Source organism: Martelella lutilitoris, from assembly GCF_016598595.1.
Classification (GTDB): Bacteria; Pseudomonadota; Alphaproteobacteria; order Rhizobiales; family Rhizobiaceae; genus Martelella; species Martelella lutilitoris_A.
Genome location: NZ_CP066786.1, coordinates 3427990 through 3454088 on the forward strand (window position 1 = coordinate 3427990; position 26099 = coordinate 3454088).

Annotated in this window: 26 protein-coding genes; 14 read left to right on the top strand and 12 right to left on the bottom strand. The window is 63.2% G+C overall.

Features of this window, described 5'->3' with window-relative positions:
* Window positions 1-5: 5 nt before the first annotated feature.
* From JET14_RS16415 to JET14_RS16425, 3 genes are all read right to left on the bottom strand, one after another.
* Complete coding sequence (locus JET14_RS16415; RefSeq protein WP_200334871.1) at window positions 6-2192, bottom strand: RNA degradosome polyphosphate kinase; 2187 nt, start codon at window positions 2190-2192, stop codon at window positions 6-8.
* 184 nt (window positions 2193-2376) lie between these two features.
* Window positions 2377-3060, bottom strand: a complete 684-nt coding sequence (gene hdaA, locus JET14_RS16420; RefSeq protein ID WP_200334873.1) for a DnaA regulatory inactivator HdaA — start codon at window positions 3058-3060, stop codon at window positions 2377-2379.
* Window positions 3061-3063: 3 nt separating this feature from the next.
* Window positions 3064-4191 (bottom strand): AI-2E family transporter, encoded by a 1128-nt coding sequence (locus tag JET14_RS16425; protein ID WP_200334876.1) that lies wholly within the window; start codon window positions 4189-4191, stop codon window positions 3064-3066.
* Window positions 4192-4515: 324 nt separating this feature from the next.
* On the opposite strand from JET14_RS16425, the gene purM reads away from it, so the two are divergent.
* Together purM and purN are read left to right on the top strand one after the other, a co-directional pair.
* Window positions 4516-5607: a phosphoribosylformylglycinamidine cyclo-ligase gene (gene purM, locus JET14_RS16430; RefSeq protein ID WP_200334878.1), complete on the top strand. Its 1092-nt coding sequence runs from the start codon at window positions 4516-4518 to the stop codon at window positions 5605-5607.
* Complete coding sequence (gene purN / locus JET14_RS16435; protein WP_200334880.1) at window positions 5604-6254, top strand: phosphoribosylglycinamide formyltransferase; 651 nt, start codon at window positions 5604-5606, stop codon at window positions 6252-6254. The genes purM and purN overlap by 4 nt, the downstream gene beginning before the upstream one ends.
* A 9-nt stretch (window positions 6255-6263) precedes the next feature.
* Here purN and JET14_RS16440 read toward each other — a convergent pair whose 3' ends face one another.
* A complete protein-coding gene (locus tag JET14_RS16440) occupies window positions 6264-6911 on the bottom strand; it encodes an MBL fold metallo-hydrolase (RefSeq protein WP_200334881.1) in 648 nt (215 codons plus the stop codon).
* Between the two features lie 125 nt (window positions 6912-7036).
* Here JET14_RS16440 and JET14_RS16445 point away from each other — a divergent pair, with 125 nt between their 5' ends.
* The 3 genes from JET14_RS16445 to JET14_RS16455 all read left to right on the top strand — a co-directional run bounded on the left by JET14_RS16445 (window position 7037) and on the right by JET14_RS16455 (window position 9723).
* Entirely contained in the window at window positions 7037-7585 is a 549-nt protein-coding gene (locus JET14_RS16445; RefSeq protein WP_024706538.1) for a MarR family winged helix-turn-helix transcriptional regulator, read from the top strand.
* Window positions 7582-8277 carry a response regulator gene (locus JET14_RS16450; protein WP_200334882.1) on the top strand — a complete coding sequence of 232 codons (696 nt, stop codon included), beginning with the start codon at window positions 7582-7584 and terminating at the stop codon, window positions 8275-8277. Before JET14_RS16445 ends, JET14_RS16450 begins: the two co-directional genes overlap by 4 nt.
* A 90-nt stretch (window positions 8278-8367) precedes the next feature.
* Entirely contained in the window at window positions 8368-9723 is a 1356-nt protein-coding gene (locus tag JET14_RS16455) for an ATP-binding protein (RefSeq protein ID WP_200338138.1), read from the top strand.
* Between the two features lie 5 nt (window positions 9724-9728).
* Here JET14_RS16455 and JET14_RS16460 read toward each other — a convergent pair whose 3' ends face one another.
* From JET14_RS16460 to JET14_RS16480, 5 genes are all read right to left on the bottom strand, one after another.
* Window positions 9729-10070, bottom strand: a complete 342-nt coding sequence (locus JET14_RS16460) for a tRNA-binding protein (RefSeq protein ID WP_200334883.1) — start codon at window positions 10068-10070, stop codon at window positions 9729-9731.
* A complete protein-coding gene (gene proC / locus JET14_RS16465) occupies window positions 10071-10892 on the bottom strand; it encodes a pyrroline-5-carboxylate reductase (RefSeq protein WP_200334884.1) in 822 nt (273 codons plus the stop codon).
* A 1-nt stretch (window position 10893) separates the two neighbouring features.
* Window positions 10894-11394, bottom strand: coding sequence for a YbjN domain-containing protein (locus JET14_RS16470; protein WP_138747376.1), 501 nt, complete (start codon window positions 11392-11394; stop codon window positions 10894-10896).
* Window positions 11395-11863: 469 nt separating this feature from the next.
* Window positions 11864-14467 carry an ATP-dependent chaperone ClpB gene (gene clpB / locus JET14_RS16475; protein WP_200334885.1) on the bottom strand — a complete coding sequence of 868 codons (2604 nt, stop codon included), beginning with the start codon at window positions 14465-14467 and terminating at the stop codon, window positions 11864-11866.
* A gap of 189 nt (window positions 14468-14656) precedes the next feature.
* Window positions 14657-15283 (bottom strand): ribonuclease D, encoded by a 627-nt coding sequence (locus JET14_RS16480; protein ID WP_200334887.1) that lies wholly within the window; start codon window positions 15281-15283, stop codon window positions 14657-14659.
* Window positions 15284-15460: 177 nt separating this feature from the next.
* Here JET14_RS16480 and JET14_RS16485 point away from each other — a divergent pair, with 177 nt between their 5' ends.
* The 7 genes from JET14_RS16485 (at window position 15461) to JET14_RS16515 (ending at window position 22332) form a co-directional block, all read left to right on the top strand.
* On the top strand, window positions 15461-15841 hold the full coding sequence (locus JET14_RS16485; RefSeq protein WP_200334888.1) for a hypothetical protein: 381 nt from the start codon (window positions 15461-15463) through the stop codon (window positions 15839-15841).
* On the top strand, window positions 15834-16481 hold the full coding sequence (locus JET14_RS16490) for a DedA family protein (RefSeq protein WP_200334889.1): 648 nt from the start codon (window positions 15834-15836) through the stop codon (window positions 16479-16481). Before JET14_RS16485 ends, JET14_RS16490 begins: the two co-directional genes overlap by 8 nt.
* Before the next feature lie 129 nt (window positions 16482-16610).
* Entirely contained in the window at window positions 16611-18368 is a 1758-nt protein-coding gene (locus tag JET14_RS16495) for an alkaline phosphatase (protein WP_200334890.1), read from the top strand.
* A 310-nt stretch (window positions 18369-18678) separates the two neighbouring features.
* Entirely contained in the window at window positions 18679-19137 is a 459-nt protein-coding gene (locus tag JET14_RS16500; RefSeq protein WP_200334891.1) for a hypothetical protein, read from the top strand.
* A gap of 33 nt (window positions 19138-19170) precedes the next feature.
* Window positions 19171-19848 (top strand): ABC transporter ATP-binding protein, encoded by a 678-nt coding sequence (locus tag JET14_RS16505; RefSeq protein ID WP_200334892.1) that lies wholly within the window; start codon window positions 19171-19173, stop codon window positions 19846-19848.
* Between the two features lie 3 nt (window positions 19849-19851).
* Window positions 19852-21264: an ABC transporter permease gene (locus JET14_RS16510; protein WP_200334893.1), complete on the top strand. Its 1413-nt coding sequence runs from the start codon at window positions 19852-19854 to the stop codon at window positions 21262-21264.
* Window positions 21265-21387: 123 nt separating this feature from the next.
* Entirely contained in the window at window positions 21388-22332 is a 945-nt protein-coding gene (locus JET14_RS16515; RefSeq protein ID WP_200334894.1) for an AEC family transporter, read from the top strand.
* A 43-nt stretch (window positions 22333-22375) separates the two neighbouring features.
* On the opposite strand, the gene JET14_RS16520 is transcribed toward JET14_RS16515, so the two are convergent.
* Window positions 22376-23146, bottom strand: coding sequence for a c-type cytochrome (locus tag JET14_RS16520; protein WP_200334895.1), 771 nt, complete (start codon window positions 23144-23146; stop codon window positions 22376-22378).
* A gap of 158 nt (window positions 23147-23304) precedes the next feature.
* Between JET14_RS16520 and JET14_RS16525 the strand changes: the two genes are divergently transcribed.
* Together JET14_RS16525 and JET14_RS16530 are read left to right on the top strand one after the other, a co-directional pair.
* Window positions 23305-24060 (top strand): 3-deoxy-manno-octulosonate cytidylyltransferase, encoded by a 756-nt coding sequence (locus JET14_RS16525; RefSeq protein WP_200338139.1) that lies wholly within the window; start codon window positions 23305-23307, stop codon window positions 24058-24060.
* Entirely contained in the window at window positions 24057-24929 is an 873-nt protein-coding gene (locus JET14_RS16530; protein WP_200334897.1) for a prephenate dehydratase, read from the top strand. Before JET14_RS16525 ends, JET14_RS16530 begins: the two co-directional genes overlap by 4 nt.
* 44 nt (window positions 24930-24973) lie before the next feature.
* On the opposite strand, the gene JET14_RS16535 is transcribed toward JET14_RS16530, so the two are convergent.
* Both JET14_RS16535 and JET14_RS16540 read right to left on the bottom strand, forming a co-directional pair.
* Entirely contained in the window at window positions 24974-25342 is a 369-nt protein-coding gene (locus JET14_RS16535; RefSeq protein ID WP_200334899.1) for a VOC family protein, read from the bottom strand.
* A 67-nt stretch (window positions 25343-25409) separates the two neighbouring features.
* The gene (locus JET14_RS16540) at window positions 25410-26096 is read right to left on the bottom strand and encodes a helix-turn-helix transcriptional regulator (RefSeq protein WP_200334901.1); all 687 of its coding nucleotides are present in this window, start codon (window positions 26094-26096) and stop codon (window positions 25410-25412) included.
* Window positions 26097-26099: the final 3 nt, after the last annotated feature.

Consider the following 26099-nt stretch of genomic DNA (forward strand, 5'->3'; position numbering starts at 1 on the left):
CCGGCTTATTTATTGTGGCCGGACAACAGCCCGGCGATGAGCTTCGGCGCACTTGATTTCAAGGCTTCACCGCGGCCCGAAAGGCTCGGATTGGTCATGAAGTACTCCTGCGCGTTGAACGGTTCCTCGCCCTCGCGCGGCTCCACACGTCGCGAGGTTCCGTCGGGCAGTATCTCGTAGCTCTGCTGGTTGTCAATGATATTGCCCAGCATGATCTGCGAAAGCACCTGCTCATGCACAGTCGGGTTGGTCAGCGGCACGATGGTCTCCACGCGCCGGTCAAGATTGCGCGGCATCAGGTCGGCAGAACCGACATAGACATGCGCGTTTTCCGAAGGCAGGCCGTGACCATTGCCGAAGCAGTAGATGCGGGAATGTTCGAGGAAGCGACCGACGATCGACTTGACGCGGATATTTTCCGAAAGCCCCGGCACTTGCGGGCGCAGGCAGCAGATGCCACGCACCACGAGGTCGATCTGCACGCCCTCGCCGCTTGCCCGATAGAGCGCGTCGATGATCTTCGGGTCGACGAGCGAGTTCATCTTCATCCAGATCGCGCCCGGCAGGCCGTTCCTGACATGCTCGATCTCCTCCTCGATATGCTGGAGGATGCGCGGGCGCATGGTCTTTGGCGAAACGGCAAGCTTCATGTTCTGCTCGAGTTCGCCATAACCGGTGATGAAGTTGAAAACCTCCGCCACGTCCTGGGCGATCTTCGGATCGCAGGTGAAGTAGGACAGGTCGGTATAGATCTTCGCCGTGATCGGGTGGTAGTTGCCTGTGCCGATATGACAATAGGTCCTGAGATTGCCGTCCTCGCGACGCACCACCATGGAAAGCTTGGCATGGGTCTTCAGCTCGATGAAGCCGAAGACCACCTGCACGCCGGCGCGCTCAAGGTCGCGCGCCCAGCGGATATTGGCTTCCTCGTCGAAGCGCGCCTTCAGCTCCACCAGTGCGGTCACCGACTTGCCGGCCTCCGCAGCGTCGATCAGCGCGCGCACGATCGGGCTGTCGTTCGAGGTGCGGTAGAGCGTCTGCTTGATGGCGAGCACGTTTGGGTCGCGGGCCGCCTGGATCAGGAACTGGACGACGACATCGAAGGATTCGTAAGGGTGATGAACCACGAAATCCTTCTCGCGGATCGCGGCGAAGCTGTCGCCGACATGCTCGCGCACGCGCTCGGGAAAACGCGGATTGAAGGATTTGAACAGGAGGTCCGGACGCGGCGCCTTGGTGATCTCCGACAACGTGTTGAGCGCCAGCAGCCCCGGCAGCACGGCAACGCGATCTTCTGGAACGCCAAGCTCATGGATGACGAAATGGCGCAGCGATGCAGGCATTTCCGAGTCGGTCTCGATGCGGATCACCGAGCCGCGACGGCGTTGCTTCAGCGCCGTCTCGAAATAGCGCACCAGATCCTCGGCCTCTTCTTCGAGCTCGATATCGCTGTCGCGGATGACGCGGAAGGTGCCGTGGCCCTGCACTTCGTAGCCCGGATAAAGCCGGTGGATGAACATGCCGATCACATCCTCCAGCGTGATGTAGCGGATCGCGCCGTCGAGATCCGGCATGCGCACGAAGCGGTTCATGGACGGCGGCAGGCGCAGGAGCGCGTTCATCGGCTCTCGGCCGTGGCGGCTGACCAGCTGCAGGCCCATGGAAAAGCCGAGATTGGGGATAAAGGGGAAGGGATGGGCCGGGTCGATCGAAAGCGGCGTCAGAACCGGGAAGATACCCTGCTCGAATTCGTTGGTCAGCCAGGCGCGATCCTCGTCCATCAAGACCGAAGGGCGGACAATCACGACGCCTTCATTGGTCATGTATTGCTGCAGCACGGCCAGAGCCGCCTGCTGTTCCATCTGCAGATTATCAACCTCTCGCAGGATATCCGAAAGCTGCTCGGCCGGCGTCTTGCCATCGGCGGACAGCATGGTCACGCCCTGGCGCACCTGGCCCTCGAGGCCGGCGACGCGCACCATGAAGAACTCGTCGAGATTGGCCGCCGAAATCGACAGGAAGCGCACGCGCTCCAGCAGCGGATGCGCCGGGTTGAGCGTTTCTTCAAGCACCCGTCGGTTGAACTGGAGCCAGGAAAACTCACGGTTGACGAACCGCGCCGGACTCCGGCTCAGATCCTCGGCACCGTCGAGATCGCTCACACCATCAACGCGCGACGACAGATTTTCCATGATTTCAGCTCTTCCCTCTCATAGACCCGGACATAGGGCTTGGCGCAGCGCAGCGACGTCGCCGCTCTTCCTGCCGGACTATCCGAATTTGGCAACGAAACTGTGACAGACGGCAAGACTTGCGCAGTTTATGGGCGCTTGCAAGCGCGCGCTCGTGTTTTTCGCAGGCGTAAAGGGGATAGGATCACATTGTTGTATTTTCACGCAGGGAGAGAACCTCCGCCGCCAAAGCGCGCGTGATCCGGCGTCCGCGCGAAAGCGCGAGCCTGTCGATCTCATCAACGATCCGGCAGGCGCTGTCGAGCGACCGCTCCATGCGCGAAACGAGGTAGGTCACGACGCGTCGATCCACCTCAAGCTGCCTGTCGGAAAACAGCTTGAAGATAACCTGCTCGAGGAGCTCGTCATCCGGCGCGCCGATCTCGACCACGGTTGCCGCATGCAGCCGCGAGCGCAGGTCGGCGAGCGTAACGGGCCAGAGGCCGGGCAGATCACGCGCGGTGATCAGCAGGCTGCCGCCGTTCTGGCGGACCGTGTTGATGAGATGGAAGAGCGCGGTCTCGTCGAAGCCCGCACGGTCGGCGTCCTCGAACAGGAACGCGCCCTGACGATAGGGCACAGGACGTCCGCCGCGCAGATTGTCCGTCACGTCGCGCGCCTGGCTCACCCCTTTCCAGATGGCGGCGAGATGGCTCTTGCCGGAGCCCGGCGGTCCGACAAGCACCACCGGCGCGCGCCAGTCCGGCCAGCGGTCGACAAGATCGACCGCTGGCGCGATCGAGGCGGAGACCAGGAGGTGCTCCCGATCCGCGACCGGATCATGGCCGAGGGCCAGCGGCAGCTGCACGGTTTCGCTCTTCCTGGCCACGGCTCAGCCTTCTTCTTCCTTCACCGGCGTTGGCTCGTCGGCATGGTGCTCGATCCCGTCCCAGTAAAGATCGCTGGTGAGATAACGGTCGATGGCAAAGCGCACCAGCACGCCGACGGCGGCGGCCACCGGCACGGCGACGAGCAGGCCGACGAAGCCGAACAGCACGCTGAAGGCAAAAAGGGCGAACATCAGCCAGACGGGATGAAGCCGCACGCTGCCGCCGACAAGCTTCGGCTGCAGCACGTTTCCCTCCAGGAACTGGCCGAACAGATAGATGCCGAAGACCAGCGCGATCATCCAGAAATCCGGCCAGAACTGGAACATCGCGACCCCCATGGACAGCACGAGGCCGGATGTGGAGCCGAGATAGGGGATGAAGCTGATGAAGCCGGCGAAAAGACCGATCAACGCGCCGAAATTGAGCCCGGCAAGGCTAAGCGCCACGGCGTAGTAGACGCCGAGGATCAGGCAGAGCGACCCCTGTCCGCGCACGAAACCGGAAATCACGCTGTTGATCTCGCGGGCGAGATACCGCACGTCGTCGACCTGGCCGCGCGGAATCCACTGGTCGACCTTGGCAACCATCCGGTCCCAGTCGAGCAGGAGGTAGAACGCGATCACCGGCGCCAGCACCACGAAGGAGACGACGTTGACGACGGCCATCGACGAACTCCAGATGCTGCCGAACAGCGAACCGGCGATGGAAGCGCCGCTTGACAGCATCTTGCCGACATTCTCGCTGAGATCGGTCAGCTGGCCGTTCGCCCAGTCGACCAGCTTGCTCAATTGGGTGGTCTGCACATAGTGCTCGAGCGCCGCGATGTATTTCGGGAATTGCTGGACCACCTCGGAGGCCTGCGAGACGAGAAGCGGAATGATGAGCAGCAGGACCGCGATCACGACGATCAGGAAGGTCAGCATGATCGTGGTCGTCGCCCACAGCCTGTTCATCCCGATTTTTTCCAGCCGGTCGGCGACAGGATCGAGGAAATAGGCGAGCGCCATGCCCGCCACGAACGGCAGCAGGATACTGCGGAACACATAAAGAAAGAGCGCCACGAAGGCGGCGAACAGAAGCCAGAAAATGACCTGTCGCCTGAGGCCCGCGCCGCTGATGCGTCTCGTCATCCACCACACTCCGTCGCAGGCAATGCTTGGTCCTTGAAAAAGCAATTGCCGTTCTTGTTGATAAACCCGGTCGTGCCTCTCTCCGGAAGAAGCAACCGGCGCGCTCTGTTTGTTGGGCATTGCGACCTCAGCGTCAAGGCCGAAGAATGGCGGGAAACGGCCCCTCCCCGATATCCACCGGCGGAAAACACTAGGAAGAGCTTGCATTGGGACCTCAACAACCGGCTTTATTGTGATATCCGGAGGGGCGTCCGGCCTTGCCGCTTGCATCGGGCAACGACCCGTGCAATGCCCTCGTTTCGAATTGGCATGAGGACTGGCCCCATGAGCGACCCCCGAAAGACGAGCGAAACCCGCAAGAACGGACTGACCTATTCCGATGCCGGCGTCGATATCGATGCGGGCAACCTTCTGGTCGAGATGATCAAGCCCGCGGTCAAGTCGACGCGCCGGCCCGGCGCCGACAGCGAGATCGGCGGCTTCGGCGGACTGTTCGACCTGAAGGCCGCCGGTTTTTCCGATCCGGTCCTGGTTGCCGCCAATGACGGCGTCGGCACCAAGCTGAAGATCGCGATCGAGGCGGGCAAGCATGATACGGTCGGCATCGACCTCGTCGCCATGTGCGTCAACGATCTGGTTGTCCAGGGCGCAGAACCGCTGTTCTTCCTCGATTATTTCGCCACTGGCGCGCTCGATCCGGAAGAAGGCGCGACCATCGTCGAGGGGATCGCCGAGGGCTGCCGTCAGGCCGGCTGCGCGCTGATCGGCGGCGAGACGGCCGAGATGCCGGGCATGTATTCCAAAGGCGACTACGATCTCGCCGGTTTTGCCGTGGGCGCGGCCGAGCGCGGCGCGCTTCTGCCGGCGGCAAATCTCGAGGAAGGCGATGTGATCTTCGGCCTTGCCTCCTCGGGCGTACACTCCAACGGTTTTTCGCTGGTTCGCCGCGTTGCCGAGATGAACGGTCTCGGCTGGCAGGCTCCGGCCCCCTTCGCGCCGGGCAAGACGCTGGGCGAAGCGCTGCTTGAGCCCACACGCATCTACGTGAAGCCGCTTCTGGCCACCATCCGCGAGACGGGCGCGGTGAAGGCGCTGGCTCACATTACCGGCGGCGGTTTCCCGGAGAATATTCCGCGCGTCCTGCCAAAGACCTTGTCGGCGGAGATCGACCTCGAGGCGATCACCGTGCCGTCCGTCTTCTCCTGGCTGGCGCGCGCCGGCGGCGTCGCGCCGGCGGAGATGACGCGGACTTTCAACTGCGGCGTCGGAATGATTGGCGTGTGCAAGCCGGAAGACCTTGACGCAGTGCTCGAAGTTCTGACTCGCGAGGGCGAGACGGCCTTCGCGCTCGGCCGCATCATTGCTCGCGGAGACGACATGGCCGGCACGGTCTACCAGGGCATGATCAACCTATGACGAAGAAGCGCGTCGCCGTTTTCATCTCGGGAAGCGGCTCGAACATGGTGCGGCTCGCAGAGGCGGCGCAAGCGAATGACTTTCCCGCCGAGATCGTCGCCGTGATCTCCGACAAGCCGGACGCGAAAGGCCTGGAAAAGGCCCGCACGCTCGGCATTCCGGCCCATGCCCTCGCCCGCAAGGATTACGACAGCAAGGCCGCGCATGAGCGGGCCATGCTGGACCTGCTCGCCGAGGTGAAACCGGATTTCATCTGCCTTGCCGGATTCATGCGGTTGCTCTCGGCCGATTTCATCCGCGCCTATGAGGGCAGGATCATCAATATCCACCCCTCGCTGCTGCCGCTTTTTCCGGGCCTCAACACCCACCAGCGCGCCATCGAAGCCGGCATGCGGATCGCGGGTTGCACGGTCCACTTCGTCACCGAAGGCATGGATGAAGGCCCGATCATCGGACAGGCCGCCGTCCCGGTCCTGCCGGGAGACGACGCGGAAAGCCTCGCCGCCCGCATCCTGACCGTCGAGCATCGGCTTTATCCGGCGGCTCTGCGTCGGCTCGCCGAAGGCGGTGTGCGGATGGAGGCGGGCGAAGCCGTGTTTTCCGATGACGCCGGTTTCGAAACGGATCAGACGATCGTTGCAGGCTAGCAGGCCCTCTCAAAGCCCCTGAATGAACGGATTGGTGCGCCGTTCCTCGCCGATGCGCCCGCCGGGGCCGTGGCCGCAGATGAAGCCGACATCGTCTCCGAGCGGCAGAAGCTTGGTGCGGATCGAATTCAGCAATGTCTGATGATCGCCGCCCGGCAGGTCGGTCCGACCGATCGAGCCGTGAAACAGCACATCGCCCACATGGGCGAATTTCTGACGGCGATTGAAGAAGATCACATGCCCCGGCGAATGGCCGGGTGTGTGGAAGACCTCGAATTCATGCGCACCGAAACTGAGCACCTCCCCCTCCGTCAGAAACCGGTCGGGATAGGCATTGCGCACCATGCCGGCCATGCCGAAGCGCTCGGCGCTTTCCTCGATCGCCTCGAGGATCGGCTTGTCGTCCTCATGCGGGCCGATGATCTCCAGCCCAAGCTGTTCCTTCATGTCCATCGCGCCGCCGGCATGATCGAGATGGCCGTGGGTCAGCCAGATCGCCTGCAGCTTGATGCCGTTTTCCTCGATCGTCTGGATGATCACCTCGGCATCGCCGCCCGGATCGACCAGCACGCCTTCGCGGCTTTCCAGGTCGAACAGCACGGTGCAGTTCTGCTGCAAGGGTGTGACGGGAATGATCCCGGCCTGAAGCTGTGCCATGGTCTGAATGTCTCCCATCTGCCGATCGTCCGCCGCGTCTTCCATTTCGCGGTGAACCGCACTAAACCTATTGCAACACCTATGTCAGACTTGATTTGATTGCAAAACCCCGGGGCCGCCGGGAAATGCAAAACGGCGAAAGGACGCAGGGCTCCGTGCCGAAGAGCGAAGCGATAAGAAACGAAGAACCGGCTGTCCGCGATGACGGCGAGGCCGCGTTCGAGATCGTAGAGCTTCTGTTTTTCGCCTACCGCGATTTCACGTCCGATCCGGACGCGATTCTGGGCGAAATCGGCTTCGGGCGGGCTCACCATCGCGTGGTCCATTTCGTCGGCAGCCGACCGGGCATGAGCGTCGCCGACCTTCTGGAGACGCTGAGCATTACCAAACAGAGCCTCGCGCGGGTTCTCAAGCAGCTGATCGATGCGGGCTATGTGCGCCAGACGACGGGGCCGGAAGACCGCCGCCAGCGCCGCCTGTTCCTTTCTGCAAGAGGCGAAAGCCTGCGTCAGGAACTGCTCGCGCCGCAGCTCGAACGCATCAGCAAAGCCTTCGGCGGACTCGATGCCTCCGAGCGGGATGCCGTGAAGACCTTCCTGTCGCGGATGTGCAATGACGATCCCGCGGCTTTGTGCGGCGCCTTGCTCTCCTCCAATGACGGAAAGCGACCATGACCAGGGACATCGCAGACGACGCCCCCCACCTATTGATCGTCGACGACGACACCCGTATCCGCACGCTTCTGAAACGCTATCTCGGCGAACAGGGCTACAGGGTTTCAACGGCCGGAGATGCGGCCGAGGCGCGGCGCAAGCTCGAGGGCCTCGATTTCGACCTTCTAGTGCTCGACGTGATGATGCCGGGCGAGGACGGCGTTTCGCTCACGCGCGACCTGAGCAGGCTCCGTCCGATCCCCGTGCTGCTCTTGACCGCCAGGGCCGAGGCCGATGCCAGGATCGAGGGGCTTGAGGCGGGCGCGGACGACTATCTCCCCAAGCCCTTCGAGCCGCGCGAGCTTCTGCTGAGGATCAGCAACATCCTGCGCCGGGCGCAGGCGCCGAAGACGCCGGCGATCGAGCAGATCATGTTCGGGCCCTACACGTTTTCGCTCGGCCGCCGCGAATTGAAGAAGGGCGCGACGCCGATACGGCTTACCGAGCGGGAACAGGACATCATGTCGATGCTGGCGCAAAAGGCCGGCGAGACCGTCGCGCGCTATGATCTCGTCAGCTCGGACGCCGAGATCAACGAGCGCACGATCGACGTTCAGATCAACCGGCTGCGGCGCAAGATCGAGAGTGATCCGGCAAACCCGCGCTACCTGCAGACGGTGCGCGGCATCGGCTATCGTCTGAACCGGGAATAACAGGTCTTGAGACAACTCAGCCAAAGCCTGAAGGATGCGTGCGGGAAACTTGCCGACAGACTTCACACGGCCTATCGCGCCCTTGTCCGGCTGCCGGGCCTCCGGCATCTCTACTACGCCTACAAGACAGTGGCCCGCTGGACCCATCACCGCCTGCCGCGCGGCCTCTTTGCCCGTTCGCTGCTGATCATCATCATGCCGATGCTGCTGCTTCAGGCCGTCGTCGCCACCGTCTTTATGGAACGGCACTGGCAGATGGTCACCCACCGCCTCGCCGACGCGGTGACGGGCGATATCGCCGCCATCATCGATCTCATCGAAACCACCGATCCCGACTATCAGGACGAGATTGTCGCGATCGCCGACAGCGACATGGGGCTGAGGGTCGCCATCGAACCAGACGGCAAGCTGCCCCCTCCCCTGCCGAAGCCCTTTTTCGGCCTGCTCGACCAGGTTTTGGCGGAATTGATCTCCGCCAAGATCGGCCGCCCCTTCTGGATCGATACGCTCGGCGATTCACGTTTCGTGGAGATCCGCATCAAGCTCGACGACGGCATACTGCGGATCTTCGCCCGTCGCTCGATGACCTATGCCTCGAACACGCATATTTTCATCCTGTGGATGGTCGGCACCTCGCTGGTGCTGATCGGGATCGCAACGCTGTTCCTGCGCGGCCAGATCCGCCCGATCCTCAGACTCACCCAGGCGGCGGAGGACTTCGGCAAGGGCCACCGCTCCTCGCGCCCTTTTACCCCGCGCGGGGCGATCGAGATCCGACGCGCCGGCCTTGCTTTCATCCTGATGCGCGAGCGCATCGAGCGGCAGATCGAGCAGCGCACCACCATGCTGAACGGCGTCAGCCACGACCTGCGCACCATTCTGACGCGGTTCAAGCTGCAGCTCGCCCTGATCGGCGACAGCCCCGAGGTCGAGGCCCTCAATCTCGATATCGAGGAAATGCAGAAAATGCTCGAGGGCTATATCGACTTTGCCCGCGGCGACGCCGAGGAGGTCACCGGAACGGCCAGCCTTTCTGCCCTCTTCAAGCGCCAGAAGGAGGATTTCGAACTGTCGGGAAAGTCGCTGGACTACGTCATCGTCGGCGATGATGCGGTGACGGTGCGGCCCAATGCCTTCGCGCGCCTCGTCGCAAACCTTGCCTCCAATGCCAAGCGCCATGCCAACCGGCTCGAAATCACCGCCGAGCACGGCGAGAAATGGCTGACGATCTCCTTTGACGATGACGGGCCGGGCATCGCCCCGGACATGAGGGAGGAAGTCTTCAAGCCGTTTCTGCGGCTCGACAATGCCCGCAACCTCGATTCCTCGGGCACCGGCCTTGGCCTTGCCATTGCCCGCGACATCGCGCGCGGACACGGCGGCAATGTGGTGCTCTCGGAAAGCCCGCTCGGCGGGCTCAGGGCAACCATCCATATTCCGTGCTGAATTGTTCAGTGAAGCTTCGCGCCGTTTTCGACCGGCTTGTCGATTGCCGCCAGCACGATGTCGCCATTGGCATCGGCCATGCCCAGCGTCAGCACTTCCGAGCGGAAGGGCCCGATCTGGCGGGGCGGGAAATTGACCACCGCCATCACCTGCCGGCCGACAAGGGATTCGGGCGTATAATGCACGGTGATCTGCGCGGACGATTTCCTCACGCCGATATCGGGGCCGAAATCGATCTTCAGCTTGTAGGCCGGCTTGCGGGCCTCCGGAAAGACCTCCGCCTCGATGATTGTGCCGGCGCGGATATCGACCTTCAGGAAATCGTCAAAGGTGATCTCGTCCGTCATTCAGCCCGCCAGTTCGCGCGATCGGTTGCAGGCGGCCTCCAGCGCCCGGTCAAAGACCGGCTGCAGGCCGTCCTCGGCCATCAGGTGCTCAAGCGCCGCCGCCGTCGTGCCGCCGGGCGAGGTGACATTCTTGCGCAGCGTTCCGGCGTCGTCTTTCGAGCCGTCCATCAGCGCGCCCGCGCCGATCACCGTGCCGCGCGCAAGCCGCATGGCAAGGTCCTCGTCAAGCCCGAGCTTGCGGCCGGCCTCGGCCATGCACTCGACCAGGTAGAAGGCATAGGCCGGGCCGCTGCCGGAAATCGCGGTGACGGCGTCGATATCGGCTTCCTTTTCCACCCACTCGACCTGGCCGACGGCGGCAAGAAGCGTATCCGCCTTTTCGCGTCCGGCCTCGGTGACGAGGCCATTGGCAAAGGCGCCGATGACGCCGCGACCGACCATGGACGGCGTGTTGGGAATGGTGCGGATCATCGCCAGCTTTCCGAGCCGCTCCTCGAAATAGGAGAGCGTCTTTCCGGCGGCGACCGAGATGATCAGCGTATTCTCGTCTATCACCGGGGCCAGCGTGTCGAGCACGGCGTACATGACCTGCGGCTTGACGGCGAGAACCAGGATCTTTGCCTTGATATTGTCCGGCGGCGCCACGTGGTGGCGGATGCCGCTGCGATCGAGCAGGCTCTTGATGCTGTTGGAAGGATTCGGATCGATCACCGTGATCGCCTCGCGACGCACCCCGCCCGCGACCCAGCCCGAAAGCAAAGCGCCACCCATATTGCCTGCGCCGACCAGCACCAGCCCTTCGATTTCGCCGAGGTCTGCCATATCAGGCCTCTCCAACCGTTTCGAACATCACCGCCTTCATAGCGTCCTCGGCAGACATGCCGGACCAGACGACGAACTGGAAGGCCTGGAAGTAATTCTCGCACGCATCAAGCCCGTTGGAAAGCGTGCCCTCGACCTGCTGGTTGGTGGGTTCCGCGCCGCCCGCCAGAAGCAGCGAATGGCGGAAGACCACCACGTTCTCATGCGGCCAGAAATCGAAATGGCCCATCAGAACCTGGGAATTGACGCGCGAAAGCAGACGCACCAGTTCGGTTGCGCGATGATCGGGCACACGCAGGTCGAAGGCGCAGGCAAGGTGCAGCGCCTCATGCTGGCTCATCCACGAGAAAGAGACGTGATAATCGGCCCAGCGCCCGCCGACCGTCATCGCGATCTCATCCTCGCCCGAACGCTCGAAACTCCAGTCATTCGTGGATGCCACGAACTCGATCATGTCGACCGGATTGTTCAAACGTTCAATTTCCAAAAGACCAAGACCCATGAACCACCTTTTCCGGTTGCCCGCTTCCGGCTCCGGCCAGTTTCCTGACCGGCCTCCCCGCGATGCGCCCACCGGCTTAATTTCGAATCATCTATTAAAATCAGTGTATAACGCGCAAACGCCAACACCAGCCCCCAGGCCGAGGCTTTGCCGTCATCCGCCACTTTCGCGTTCGGAAAATGATTCAGGGGCAGGGCCTAAATGATTCAGTGAATTGCCTTTTTTAACCATGTCCACAGGCCGGATTTTTTTTGGGGGAAGTCGCTGAAAGAATGCGCAAACACCGTTTCCGGGCTTGGGGACGCCCAGTTCCGATGACAGCGCTGGCTTGCAGGCGTTGAAAAGAAGGCCTGCGCAGGGCCTGCCGAAACGGCCGATGCGCCCGCCTTCAATGCCGGCGCGTCCATGGAATGCGTGAAGGCCGCCCCTGGAGGCGGCCTTTTTTGCTGCTTTGTCCGGATTGCCGTAATCAGGCGACGTCCTGCAAACGCCCGGAGAGCGTGAACAGCAACCGGTCGGAGCCCGCATCGACCTTGACGTGAGCGCCGTCGGCGATCTCGCCGGCAAGGATCTTCTCGGCCAGCGGATCCTGGACCGCGGTCTGGATCACGCGCTTCAAGGGGCGCGCGCCATAGGCCGGGTCATAGCCCTTCTCGGCGAGCCAGTCGCGGGCTTCCGGCGTCAGCTCGATCTCGATCTTGCGATCCGACAACAGCTTTTCGAGCCTGCCGAGCTGAATATCGACGATCGCGCCCATATCCTCGCGATGCAGCCTGTGGAACAGGATGATGTCGTCGACGCGGTTCAGGAACTCCGGCCGGAACGATCCCCGGACGACCTCCATCACCTGTTCGCGCGCGGCCGAACTGTCCTCATTTTCGCCGAGCTGGGTCAGGAACTCCGAGCCCAGATTGGATGTCATGATGATGATCGTGTTGCGGAAGTCGACCGTGCGGCCCTGGCCGTCAGTCAACCGACCATCGTCAAGAACCTGCAGCAGCACGTTGAAGACATCCGGATGGGCCTTTTCGATCTCGTCGAACAGGACCACCTGGTACGGCCTGCGGCGCACCGCCTCGGTCAACATGCCACCCTCGTCGTAACCGACATAGCCGGGAGGGGCGCCGATCAGGCGGGCAACGGAGTGTTTCTCCATATATTCCGACATGTCCATGCGCACCATCGCCGTCTCGTCGTCGAAGAGGAAGCGGGCGAGCGATTTCGTCAGCTCCGTCTTGCCGACGCCGGTGGGGCCTAAGAACATGAACGAGCCGATCGGCCGGTTCGGATCCTGCAGGCCTGCGCGGGCACGGCGAACGGAACGCGAGACCGCCTGCACGGCGTCGCCCTGACCGACAACCCAGCGGGCCAGTTCGTCCTCCATCCGGAGCAGCTTCTCGCGCTCGCCTTCCAGCATCTTGTCGACCGGGATACCGGTCCAGCGGGAGACGACCTGCGCGATATTGTCCGGCGTGACGACTTCCTGAAGGATGGAATCGGTGACCGTATTGTCCTCGGATTCGGCCTCGGCCAGTTCCTTTTCCAGCTTCGGGATCGTGCCATAGGCAAGCTCGCCGGCCTTCTGGTACTCGCCGCCGCGCTGGGCGATCGCAAGCTCGTTGCGGGCCGCGTCAAGCTGCTTCTTCAGATCGGCAGCCTTGTTGAGCTTGTTCTTTTCCGACTGCCAGCGCGCCGTCAGCGTGTCGGCTTCCTCCTCCAGAGAGGCGAGTTCGCCCTCCAGCTTGGAAAGCCGGTCCTTCGACGCGGTGTCCGTTTCCTTCTTCAGCGCCTCGCGCTCGATCTTCAGCTGGATGATCCGGCGATCGAGTTCGTCGAGTTCTTCCGGCTTGGAATCCACCTGCATGCGCACGCGGCTTGATGCCTCGTCCATCAGGTCGATGGCCTTGTCCGGCAGGAAGCGATCGGTGATGTAGCGGTTCGAAAGCGTCGCGGCGGCCACAAGCGCACTGTCGGAGATGCGCACCTGATGGTGCTGCTCGTATTTCTCCTTCAGGCCGCGCAGGATCGAGATCGTGTCCTCGACCGTCGGCTCGGCAACCATCACCGGCTGGAACCGTCGGGCAAGAGCCGCGTCCTTTTCAACATGCTTGCGGTATTCATCAAGCGTGGTCGCGCCGACGCAATGCAGCTCGCCGCGGGCAAGCGCGGGTTTCAGCAGGTTGGACGCATCCATGGCGCCATCGGCCTTCCCGGCGCCCACCAGGGTGTGCATCTCGTCGATGAAAAGGATGATCTTGCCAGCTTCGGCCTGAACCTCGTTCAAAACCGCCTTCAGCCGTTCCTCGAACTCGCCGCGATATTTCGCGCCCGCAATCAGCGCGCCCATGTCGAGCGCCATCAGCTTCTTGTCCTTCAGGCTTTCCGGCACGTCGCCATCGACAATGCGCAAGGCAAGGCCTTCCGTGATCGCCGTCTTGCCGACGCCGGGCTCACCGATCAGAACCGGATTGTTCTTGGTTCGGCGCGAGAGCACCTGGATCGTGCGACGGATTTCGTCGTCGCGGCCAATCACCGGGTCGAGCTTTCCGTCGCGGGCGTCCGCCGTCAGGTCGCGCGCATATTTCTTCAGCGCGTCATAGCCTTCCTCGGCGCTGGCGCTGTCGGCGGTGCGGCCCTTGCGGATCTCGTTGATGGCGTCGTTCAGCCCGTTCGGCGTCACGCCGGCGCCCTCCAGCGTCTTCGCGGTCGAGGCGGATTTCTCGATCGCAAGCGCCAGAAGCAACCGCTCGACGGTGACGAAACTGTCGCCGGCCTTCTTTGCCGCTTCTTCGGCGGTGTTGAAAACCTTCGCCAGCGGCTGGGAGAGATAAATCTGTCCGTTCCCGCCGGAAACCTTGGGGATCCGGGCGAGCGCCGCGTCATTGGCGAGGCGCGCCTTCTTGGCATCGCCCCCTGCCCGCTCGATCAGCGAGGCGGCCATGCCCTGTTCGTCGTCGAGCAGCACCTTCAAGAGGTGCTCGGCGCCGAACTGCTGATGGCCTTCGCCGAGAGCGAATGTCTGCGCGGACTGCAGAAAGCCGCGCACGCGTTCGGAATATTTCTCGATATTCATGTCCTTGCCTCCATTCCTCGCCCGGCCCTTTTGAAGCGACAGGACGATGACCTAGAAAACCCCCTCAGAGAGGCGGGCCTGATTATGCGGCGCAAACGCCGCTCAAGGTCTGATATGGGTGCAGGCCAGGAGGCTTTAAAGAGGACCGGCGGAGAATTTGTTGCGGATATGCAACACCGGTTAACCTCTTCAGCTATGGGCGAAAATGTCGGTTTCCTCCCACCCCAGAAGGTCGAGCTTGGCCCTGGTCGGCAGGAAATCGAAGCAGGCGCCGGCAAGCGCCATGCGGTCCTCGCGCATCAGCCGTTCCATCAGCTTGTCGCGCAGGCGGTGGAGATAGAGAACGTCGGAGGCGGCATAGGCGAGTTGCGCCTCGGAGAGCGTTTCCGCCGCCCAGTCGGAGGATTGCTGCGCCTTGGATACATCGACCTCGAGCATCTCCTTCAGATTGTCCTTCAGGCCATGCCGGTCCGTATAGGTCCGCGTCAGGCGCGAGGCGATCTTGGTGCAGAACACGTTCTCGGTCGTCACGCCGAATGTGTAATAGAGGACGGCGATATCGAAACGACCGAAATGAAAGATCTTCTGGCGCGAGCCATCGGCGAGCATGGCGCAAAGGTTCGGCGCTTCCTTTTGGCCCGCGTCAATCTGGATAACGTCCGCCGTCCCGTCGCCCGGCGAGATCTGCACCACGCACAGCCGGTCACGACGCGGCACCAGCCCGAGCGTTTCCGTGTCGATGGCGATCGCCCCGTGGTAGCGGGCGGCATCCTCGGCCGGAATGTCGTTTCTGTGGACGCGGATCTCTTCGTTCATCCATTCTTCTCCGTGGGCTTTCGTGCTTCAACGTCATGGGGTCATAGCGGATCGCCGGACAAGACGATAGAAGAAAAGCCCGTATCGAGCGCAATCGGCGGCCGCCGGCGGGCGTTGTGCACGCGCCCCGGAATGGCTATCTGGGGACACTTCTGAGAAAAGCGAAAGGCAATGACGATGACTGGCAGGAGGATGATAGCGCCACTCTCTGCGCTCTGGAGGCGTCACCGGGGCCTCTGCGTCGCATTCGTCTTGACCGGCTTCATCACGCTCGTCTTTGCCCTGCAGTTCGTCCTTTCCGTCTTTTACTGGCGCAATCCCGAAAACCGGAACCTTGAACTCAAGGGCTGGATGACGCTTGGCCATGTCGCCATCGTCTATGACATCCCGGCGGAAGAACTTGCTGAAGAGCTGGACCTCGTCCCCGACAGTCGCAGCCGGCGGATGATGCTCCGCCAGATCGCCCGCATCAAGGGCATCTCGCTTGAAGAACTGGAGGACGAGATCGCCCACGCCCTCGATGACTATGAGGACGAAAAGGCCGAGCGCGATGAGTGAGCAGCTTCTGGCGCTGCTGCCGGTCTACGGCGTGCCCGTGATCGGCTTTGCCGTGTTTCTGGCCTGTTGCGGCATTCCGCTGCCGACGGCCGTGATCATGCTGTTCGGCGGCTCGCTTGTTTCAACGGGCGACCTGACCTTCTGGGCGGTCTACGCGGTCTGCGTCGCGGCGGCCTGCAGCGGCGACCAGGTCGGTTACTGGGCCGGACGGATCGGCGGCACCGGCTATGTCGAGCGTTTTGCCGCGCGCGGGCCGAAGCGCCAGCGCCTCGTCGACCGCGCCCGCGACTATCTGGAACGCCGGGGCGTCATCGCGATCTTCATCACGCGCTGGCTTCTGGCGATGATCGGCCCCTACATGAACCCGGTCGCGGGAGCGGCGGGCATGCGCTGGAAACTGTTCATTGCCGCCGCCATTCCCGGGCAGATGCTCTATGTGCTGATCTACACGCTGCTCGGCCTGGTCTTCTCCCACAACATCATCGCCGTGGCCCAGATCGTCGGCAATGCCAGCGGCTTCCTGGCGGCGGGCGTGGTCACGCTCGCACTCTTCTGGTACATGACCCGCGTCCTGCATTTCTCCTGGAAACGGCGACGCCGGCGCTATCTGAAGCCGCGCGGCCGGCGCAACCGGCATTGAGACCGAGGCGCCTTTCCGCAATGCTTCAGGGCGTCATCAAAACGCAGTCAAAACGTCATCGAGATGTAATGCCGCGGGACTATCGCGGATGCGCAGCTATCTTCACACACTCTTTACCAAGAGGTTTCCATGCGCGCACGTCTCGCACTTCTCGCAGCCGCGACCTGCCTTGCCGGCACGGCCCAGGCCGCCACGATCTATCCCCTCGACCGCGCCACCATCCTGGTCGGCTCGCCCTTCGATTTCAAGGTCGAACTCGATTCGGTCTATGACGCGGGCGACGTCGAAGTCACCGTCAACGGCGAAGCCTACGCGGACGTCTTCGGCGCTGACGCCGAATTCGTCTCCGACGAAAAGGGCAAGAACGACGAAAGCCTCGGCTCCGCCCTGATCCTGCGCGAGCTCACCCTCGGCGAGGCCGGCGACTACACCGTTTCCGTCAAGGCCGGCGACGAGACGAAGGACGTCACCTGGACCGTCTATGATACGCCGGAAACGCCGAAGGCCAAGAACATCATCTTCTTCGTCGCCGACGGCATGTCCATGGGCCACCGTTCGGCTGCCCGAATCATGTCCAAGGGCATGACCGAGGGCAAGGCCGACGGCCGCCTCAGCATGGACGACCTCGACCGCATGGCAACGATCGGCACGTCCTCGACCCATTCGGTCGCGACCGACAGCGCCAACACCATGTCGGCCTACATGACCGGCCACAAGACCCGCGTCAACGCGCTCGGCGTCTATGCCGACCGCACGCCCGACAGCCTGGACGACCCCAAGGTCGAGACCATTGCCGAGGCGCTGCGCCGCCAGACCGGCAAGTCGATCGGCGTTGTCTCCACCGCCGAAATCGAAGACGCGACGCCGGCCGCCGTCGTTGCCCACACCCGCCTTCGCGCCGACAAGGCCGATATCGTTGGCATGTTCTATGACGTGAAGCCGGAAGTCGTCCTCGGCGGCGGTTCCGCCTACTTCCTGAAGTCGGACGTCCCCGGCTCCAAGCGCAAGGACGACAACGACTATGTCGCCATGTTCCGGGATGCCGGCTACACGGTCGTCACCTCCGCCGACGAACTGGCTTCCGCCGAAAAGTCGGAAAACGGCAAGCTGCTCGGCCTGTTCCACACCGGCAACATGGATTCGACGCTTGACCGCAAGTTCCTGAAGACCGGCAGCGTCGACAAGTTCCCGAACCAGCCCGGCCTTGTGGACATGACCACGGCGGCGATCGACCAGCTTTCCAAGAACCCGGAAGGCTTCTTCCTGATGGTCGAGGCCGCCAATGTCGACAAGATGTCGCATCCGCTCGACTGGGACCGCGCCGTCATCGACATGATCGAATTCGACCAGGCCGTCGGCGCCGCCATGGAGTGGATGAACGCCAATCCGGACACGCTGATCGTCGTCACCGGCGACCACACCCACGGCTTCTCGGTGATCGGCACCATTGACGATGAAGTCGAATCGGACGAGATGCGCAACAAGGTCATGACCTATGACGACGCCGGCTTCCCGAACTATACGGACGAAAACGGCGACGGCTATCCGGACAAGGTCGACGTCTCGCGTCGCCTCGCCATGTTCGCCAACAATTTCCCCGACTATTACGAGACCTTCCGCCCGAAAATGGACGGTCCGTTCGAGCCGGCCGTGAAGGACGAGAACGGCCGCTACGTCGCCAACGAGGCCTACAAGGATATTCCCGGCGCGGTTCTGCGCACCGGCAACCTGCCCTACGACGCCTCGACCGGCGTTCACGCCGTCGATGACGTTCTCCTGCAGGCAACCGGCCCCGGCGCCGAAGGCTTCAAGGGCTATATGGAACAGTCCGACGTCTATGAAGTGCTGGCCGATGCCTTCGCGCTCGGCAACAGCCAGAAGCAGTAGACGTCACGTTCGAGACGGGACCGGGCGGACGACGCCCGGTCCTCAGACTACCGATGAACCTATTCTTTCTACGGGCGTCATCCTCGGGCTTGTTCCGAGGATCTAACCACGGTTCCGCACGGGCGGAGTAGCGTTTTGGAAGAAGTTGTATTTCAAATGACTTCTCGTCCGAGACGTCTGTCGAGTAGAGGCGTGCTTAGGTGCTCGGGACAAGCCCGAACATGACGGCAGAGATTGGAGCAGGCTTTGTCAACCAGCTGGGGTCCGGGCGGACGTCGCCCGGTCCTTTCCTGTCAGGAGAACTGATCCGATGACCACTCTGCCCTTTTCCCGCCGCAGACTGCTTGCAACCCTCGGCGCGCTCGGCATCGGCCTGGCCTCCCGCCCCGGGCTTGCCGCCACGGCCGAGTTGAATTTCGACGAGCTCTACGGCTCCTTCAGCCCGCTCGGCCTCGAATTTTCCGACAAGGTCAAGGACCTCACCGGCGAAAAGGTCTCCATACGAGGCTTCATGGCGCCGCCGCTGAAGGCCGAGGCGCAATTCTTCGTGCTCTCCGAAATTCCGATGGCGCTCTGCCCCTTCTGCTCTTCGGATGCCGACTGGCCGGAAAACATCGTCGTCGTCTATCTCAACAGAAAACAGACCTTCGTCCAGCCGAACCAGATGATCGAGGTGACCGGCACGCTTGATCGCGGCTCCTGGGTGGATCCCGAAACCGGCTTCGTCAGCCAGCTGCGCCTCAGGGACGCGCGCTACAAGACCGTCTGACCCTGCGCCCCGCAACTCCGAAAGCCGCCGCCCATGTTGCCCCTTCGCCTCGAAGATGTCGCCGTTTCCTTTCCCGGTCTCTCCGCGCCGGTGCTCAGCATCCCCGTCCTCGAAATCGCCCCCGGCGAGCGCGTGGCCGTCACCGGCCCCTCGGGCTCCGGCAAGAGCACGTTCGTCAACATCATCACCGGGCTGGAAAAGCTGAAGACCGGCCATGCAAGCTGGGGCGACACCGATCTCGCCGCTCTTCCCGAAGGCAGGCGCGACCGCTGGCGCGGCGAGAATATCGGCATCGTGATGCAGGACTTTCATCTCTTTCCCGGCCTCTCCGCCTTTGACAACGTGCTTCTGCCCGCCCGCCTCGCCCATGCCGCCGGCCGGTCGCGTCTTGAGCGGGCGAAGGCGCTGCTTGAAACCGTCGGCATCGCCCGTCACGATCAGAAGATCGAGACCATGTCGCGCGGCGAGATGCAGCGCGTCGCCGTTGCCCGCGCTCTGCTGCGCGAGCCCGCCATCATCGTCGCCGACGAGCCGACCGCAAGCCTCGACAGCGAGGCTGGCGCGGTTGTCGGCGAACTGCTTCTGGAGCTTGCGAAGAGCCTTGGCAGCACGCTGATCATCGTCTCCCATGACGAGCGTCTGGTGGCGCCGATGGATCGCAGGATTTCGCTTCTCGCCGGCGTGATCGCCTCTGACGAACGGAAGGGCTGAGCCATGTTCCGCTTCATCTTCTCCGATCTGAAACGCCTGTGGGCCGGATCGATCGTCATCGTGCTTCTGATCGCCCTTGCCACCGCGCTCGGTGTCACCATCACGCTGCAGGAGCGGGCGCTGCGGCTTGGGTCTGCCCGGGCGTCGGAGAAATTCGACCTTGTCGTCGGCGCGCCCGGCAGCGAGACGCAACTGGTGCTCTCCTCCGTCTTCCTGCAGCCTTCCGACCTGCCGCTGATGGATGGCGACCTGCTGCCCGAACTCAATGACGATCCGCGCGTTGCCTGGGCGGCGCCGATCGGCTTCGGCGATTCCTATGCCGGATACCCGATCGTCGGCACCACCACGGCCCTCATCGAGGCAACCGTGCCGGGCTTTGCCGAAGGCGGGATATTCGTCCACGAGGGCGACGCGGTGATCGGCTCGGCCGTTGATCTGGCCGTCGGGTCGGAAATCAAGCCGATGCACGGCGCGGCGGAGACCGGCGGCCACACCCATACCGAGCTTGCCTATCACGTCACCGGCAGGGCAGAACCCACCGGCACGCCGTGGGATCGCGCGATCCTGGTACCGATCCAGGCGGTCTGGCACATCCACGGCCTCGGGCATGAGCATGAAACCGAGGCGGACCATGACCACGACGATGATCATGATGCGGAAGCGGATCACGATGATGACCACCAGAACGCGGCCGCGATCGTCGCGGCCGCTGATCACCATGATGACGACCACGACGCGCATGCGGAGGACGACCCCCATGATGACGACCATGGTCACGCCTCCGGCGAACACGACGCCGGGGACCACGACGAGAACGAACATCACCATGGCGCCGAGGCCGCAGCGCCCATCGACGAGCACTGGCACCGTGGCGAGACACCCGGCTTGCCCGCCATTCTGGTGAAACCGAAATCGATTGCCGACGCCTACCGGCTGCGCCAGGAATACCGCGAGGCCGACGGCACCGTGGCGGTTTTCCCGGCCGAGGTGCTGACGCGCCTTTACGCCACGCTTGGCGATGCGCGGCAGGTGCTGACGGCGATCGCCATCGGCGCGCAGGTGCTGGTCGCTGCCGCGCTGATGCTGGTGACCGTCATCCACGTGTCCCAGCGCCGGCGCGAGATCGGCGCGCTCAGGGCCTTCGGCGCGCCCCGCAGCGCGGTGTTCTCCATCGTCTGGCTCGAACTCTTCTCGCTGATCGGCCTTGGCATCGCGATCGGCTACGGCGCCGGCTTCCTTGCGGCGCGAGCGATCTCGCGATCGATCATGGCCGAGCGCGGGGTCGACATGCCCGTCGCCTTCGTCGGCTCTGACGCCGGCAACGCGCTGCTCCTTGTCGTCGCCGCCGCCATCCTTGCTGCGCTTCCGGCCCTGCTGGCCTACCGCCAGCCTCCGGCCGCCGCGCTGAAGGGCTGAGACGCCGGACCGACGCCGCGCGCGCCGCGCCAGGCTTGACACCCCCGCAGATGCGGAACATTTTCGCCGCAGCGGTTCTCCCTCGCGGTCTCCTTCCGAACGCTGCCGCTGCGAAAGCCCGTCATGTATGAAATCTTCAACAATGTCGTCCCGATCTTCTCCCTTATCCTGATCGGCTGGGCGGCGGTCCGCCTGCGCTACATGAGCGCCGACAATGCCGGCGTGCTGACGGGCTTTGTCTTCAAGATCGGCCTGCCGCTTCTGCTCCTGCGCACCATTGCCAGCGCCGATTTTCAGAATACCGGACCGGTGAAGATCTGGATCGCCTATTTCGGCGGCGTCGCCATTGCCTGGGCGGCAGCGGCGCTGATCTCCCGCATTGTCTTCCATCGGGACCCGGCTTCCGCCGTAATCATCGGCCTTTCGGGGACCTTTTCCAATATCGCGCTTCTGGGCATCCCGCTTGTCAGCCATGTGGCCGGCGATGCGGCCCTTGTCGCGCTGTCACTGGTGCTTGCGATCCACATGCCGGTGATGATGGTGACGGCGACCGTGCTGGTCGAACGGGCAAAGGCCCACGAGGGGGGCGCGATCAGCAATCCGGCGAAGGTGTTCGCCACGATCGGCTACAACCTGATCACCAGCCCGATCGTCATTGGCCTTGCGGCAGGCGCGCTGATGCATCTCTTTGCCATCCCGGTCGCTGGCCCTGTCGGAACTGTGATCAACATGCTCGCCGGCATGGCGGCCCCCGTCGCGCTGGTTGCGATCGGCATGACGCTGACGCAGTACAAGGTCGCTGGCAATGTCGGCCTGTTTTCGACGATCACCTTCATCAAGCTGGTGCTGATGCCGGCAACCGTGTTCCTCATCGCCACGGCGCTGGGCCTGTCGCATTCGACGGTCGCCGGCATCGTCCTGACGGCCGCCGCCCCCTCGGGCGTCAACGCCTTCGTGCTCGCCAACCAGTTCGGGACCGGCAAGAACATCGCCGCCTCAACGATCACGCTGACGACGGCGCTCGGGGTTCTGACGGTCAGTTTCTGGGTTTTGCTGCTCGGCTATTGAGCGAGAAAAAGGCGGGACTGAAAGCCCCGCCTGCTGTTGCCGCTTACTGGCCGGAAGCCGGCTGTTCGCTCTCCGCCGATCCGGGCGGCGTCGCCTCGGCGTCGGGCGCGGGCTCGGCGGTCGTGCTTTCGGCATTGGCGGGGCCTGCGTCGGCATCGCCGGAGGCGCCGTCCGTTGCAGCGGGTGCGGCTTCGCCGCCTTCGGCCGGTGCAGCGGCCTCGCCGGAACCATTGCCCGCCGCCGACCCCGCATCCGCCGTTTCATCCGACGGCGGCTCCGGGAACGGTACGGGGTCGTTCGACATCGTGCTGAGATAGGCGATCAGGTCGGCGCGGTCCTGGTCGTCGGACAGGCCCGCAAAGCCCATCGCCGTCCCGGGCACATCCTTCTTCGGCGCCTTGATGAAGACATCAAGATTCTCGTAGGTCCAGAGCTTCTCGCCGCCGTTGGAGAAGTCCTTCATCGCGGCGGAATAGGAGAAGCCCTCATGGGTGGCGATCGGACGGTTCACGATATCCCAGAGATTGGGGCCAACCTTGTTGGGCCCGCCCTCGGTGTCGGTGTGACAGGCCTGACAGCGTTTGAAAACGCGCTCTCCCGCATCCGGGGTGGCGCTTGCCAGAAGCACGGAGATCGGCGTTTCCTCGACCTTGGCCGGAGCGCCGCTCGCATCGGTCTCGGGCACTGCAATCACATAGCCCTCTTTTTCAGGCGGTCGCGGATCGAAAATCGCCTCGGACACGAAAGACACCGTCATCAGGACGAAGATCGTCCCCAACAGGGCCGCCAGGACCATATTGAGATTGAATTTCATTGCGTTGCAGCTCCCCTTCACCCGGCCTCTCTACCGGATCACCTTGCAATCTGGAAGAACCTATGTCTTTTGGTGCCGCGATGCAACGCTGCATCGGCACGTGAATCCCGCTCCTCCGGTTTGTGAGTGGCAAATAAACGAAGAGCTTGCAAGTGGCGATGAACAAAACCGACGAAACGATCGTCCTTATCCCGGCTCGCATGGCCTCAACCCGCCTGCCCGGCAAGCCGCTGGCCGAAATCGACGGCAAGCCGATGATCATCCATGTCGCCGACCGCGCCCGCGAATCGGGCATGGGACGCGTTGTCATCGCCGTTGACGACCCGGGCGTTTACGAAGCGGTGGAGCAGGCCGGCTACGAGGTGGTCATGACCGGCCGCCAGCACCAGTCGGGTTCCGACCGGATTTTCGAAGCGCTGAAGAAGGTCGATCCGGACAAGAGGGCAAAGACCGTCATCAACGTCCAGGGCGACCTGCCGACGCTGAACCCGGCAACCATCCAGGCTTCGCTCCGGCCGCTTGAGAACCCCGATGTCGATATCGCAACGCTTGCGGTGGAAATCACCGATGACTACGAAAAAACTGCCCCGCAGGTGGTCAAGGTCGTCGGCGCGCCGATCGGCGCCTACCGGCTGCGCGCCCTTTATTTCACCCGCGCCACCGCCCCCTGGGGCGAAGGCCCGCTCTATCACCATATCGGGCTCTATACCTATCGCCGCTCGGCCCTCGAACGGTTCGTCTCGCTGCCGCGCTCCTTCCTGGAAGAACGCGAAAAGCTCGAACAGCTCCGCGCGCTCGAACACGGCATGCGCATCGATGTCGAGATCGTGAAGACCGTGCCGCTCGGCGTCGACACGCCCGAAGACCTCGAAAAGGCGCGCAGGATCCTCGAAGGCAAGGGAGGCGCATCATGATCATGAAGACCAACCGCATCTCGTTCCAGGGCGAGTTCGGCGCCAATTCCGACATGGCCTGCCGCGACATGTATCCCGATATGGAGCCGCTGCCCTGCAAGACCTTCGAGGACGCCTTTCTCGCGGTCGAAAACGGCGATGCCGACCTGGCGATGATCCCCATCGAGAACACGCTTGCCGGTCGCGTCGCCGATATTCATTACCAGTTGCCCGATTCCAGGCTGTCGATCGTCGGCGAATACTTCATGCCGATCCGCTTTCAGCTGATGGCTTTGCCGGGTGTTTCTCTGGACGAGATAAAGACCGTCCACAGCCATATCCACGCGCTCGGCCAGTGCCGCAAGATCATCCGCCGCAACACCTGGAACCCGGTGATCGCCGGCGACACGGCAGGCGCGGCAATGCTGGTAAAGGAGAAGGGCGACCGCACGATGGCGGCGCTCGCGCCGCGCCTTGCCGCCTCGCTCTACGGCCTCGACATCCTCGCCGAGAATGTCGAGGATTCCGACAGCAACATCACCCGCTTCGTCATCCTCTCCGACAAGGAAACCCGAGCGAAGCGCAACGGGCCGGACAGGACGATCGTCACCACCTTCGTCTTCAATGTCCGCAATATTCCGGCCGCCCTCTACAAGGCCATGGGCGGTTTCGCCACCAATGGCATCAATATGACCAAGCTGGAGAGCTATCAGATCGGCGGCAAGTTCATCGCCACGCAGTTCTACGCCGATATCGAGGGGCATCCCGACGATCCGGCCGTGGCGCGCGCGCTGGAGGAACTGGAATTCTTCTCCGAGAAGGTCCGCATTCTGGGCGTCTATGAAGGCCACCCCATGCGCCGGCATCTCCAGGCGCTTGGGGACGAATAGACCACAAAGGGCGACGCCGGAGCGCCGCCCTGCATCTTCTCCGGTCAGCTATCCGGCTCGCACACGCGGATGCGATGGCCGTCGGGATCGGCGATCACGAAGGTCGGGCCGAAATCGGCGGTGACCAGCTGCTGCAGGATCGTGTGGCCCTCGGCTTTCGCGCGCTCGAAGAAGGCCGCGACGCCGCCGGGCTCCGACGTCATGATCCCGACTTCCATCATCCCCGGGCCGCCCTCCGCCTCGGGCTTGGCCGTGGATTTGCGCCACAGCCCGAGCATCAGGCCGTTCGGCATGTGAAAGGCCGTAAAGCCCGGCGAAAGCGCATTCGCCTTTTGCCCGAGAAGGCGTTCGTAGAAGGCGCCGCTTTTTCCAGTGTCTTCGACATAAAGCACGACAAGATTGATGGCCGACATGATGGTCTCCGTTTCGTGTTTCGACAAGAGAGACCCTAAGCGTCGACGCTGACAGTTTCCGTCAGCATCATGCGCCCGGCAACTGCCTGCGCCATTCGGAAAGAAGCACGGTCCGTCGCCGCGGATAGCGCCGCCCGGTCTCGTTCAGAGCCGCGATCCGGTCGGTGCGGAAATGGCGGAAGTCCTGACGCATCTCGCACCAGGCGACGACGATGCGCACACGTTCGAAATAGGCGAGGCCGATCGGCCAGATGACGCGCGTGGTCACCTGATCCCGCTCATCACGGTAGTCGATCTCCAGCACCTTCTCGGCGCGAATCGCGCTTCTGAGCACGGCGATATCGGCCGTTTCCGCGGCCACGGCGCGCGGGCCGACAATCAGCGCCGTCTCGTCGATCGTCTCGGAAAGCGACTGCGGAAGAACGGCTGCGATCTTTGCGAGCGCCTGGCTGGCGGCAGAAGACAGTTTCGGATCGCTGACCTTTTCCACCCAGCGGCTGCCGAGCACCAGCGCCTCGATCTCCTCCTGCGAGAACATCATCGGCGGCAGCAAAAAGCCGGGCCGCAGCACATAGCCGACGCCCGCCTCGCCCTCGATCGCCGCGCCCTGCGCCCTCAGGCTGGCGATATCGCGGTAAAGCGTCCGGAGGCTGACGCCGAGTTCGCGCGCCAGTTCATCGCCTGTTACCGGGTAGCGCCTGGAGCGCAATGCCTGCAGCAACGCCAGCAGCCGTTCCGAGCGCGAACCGGCCACCGG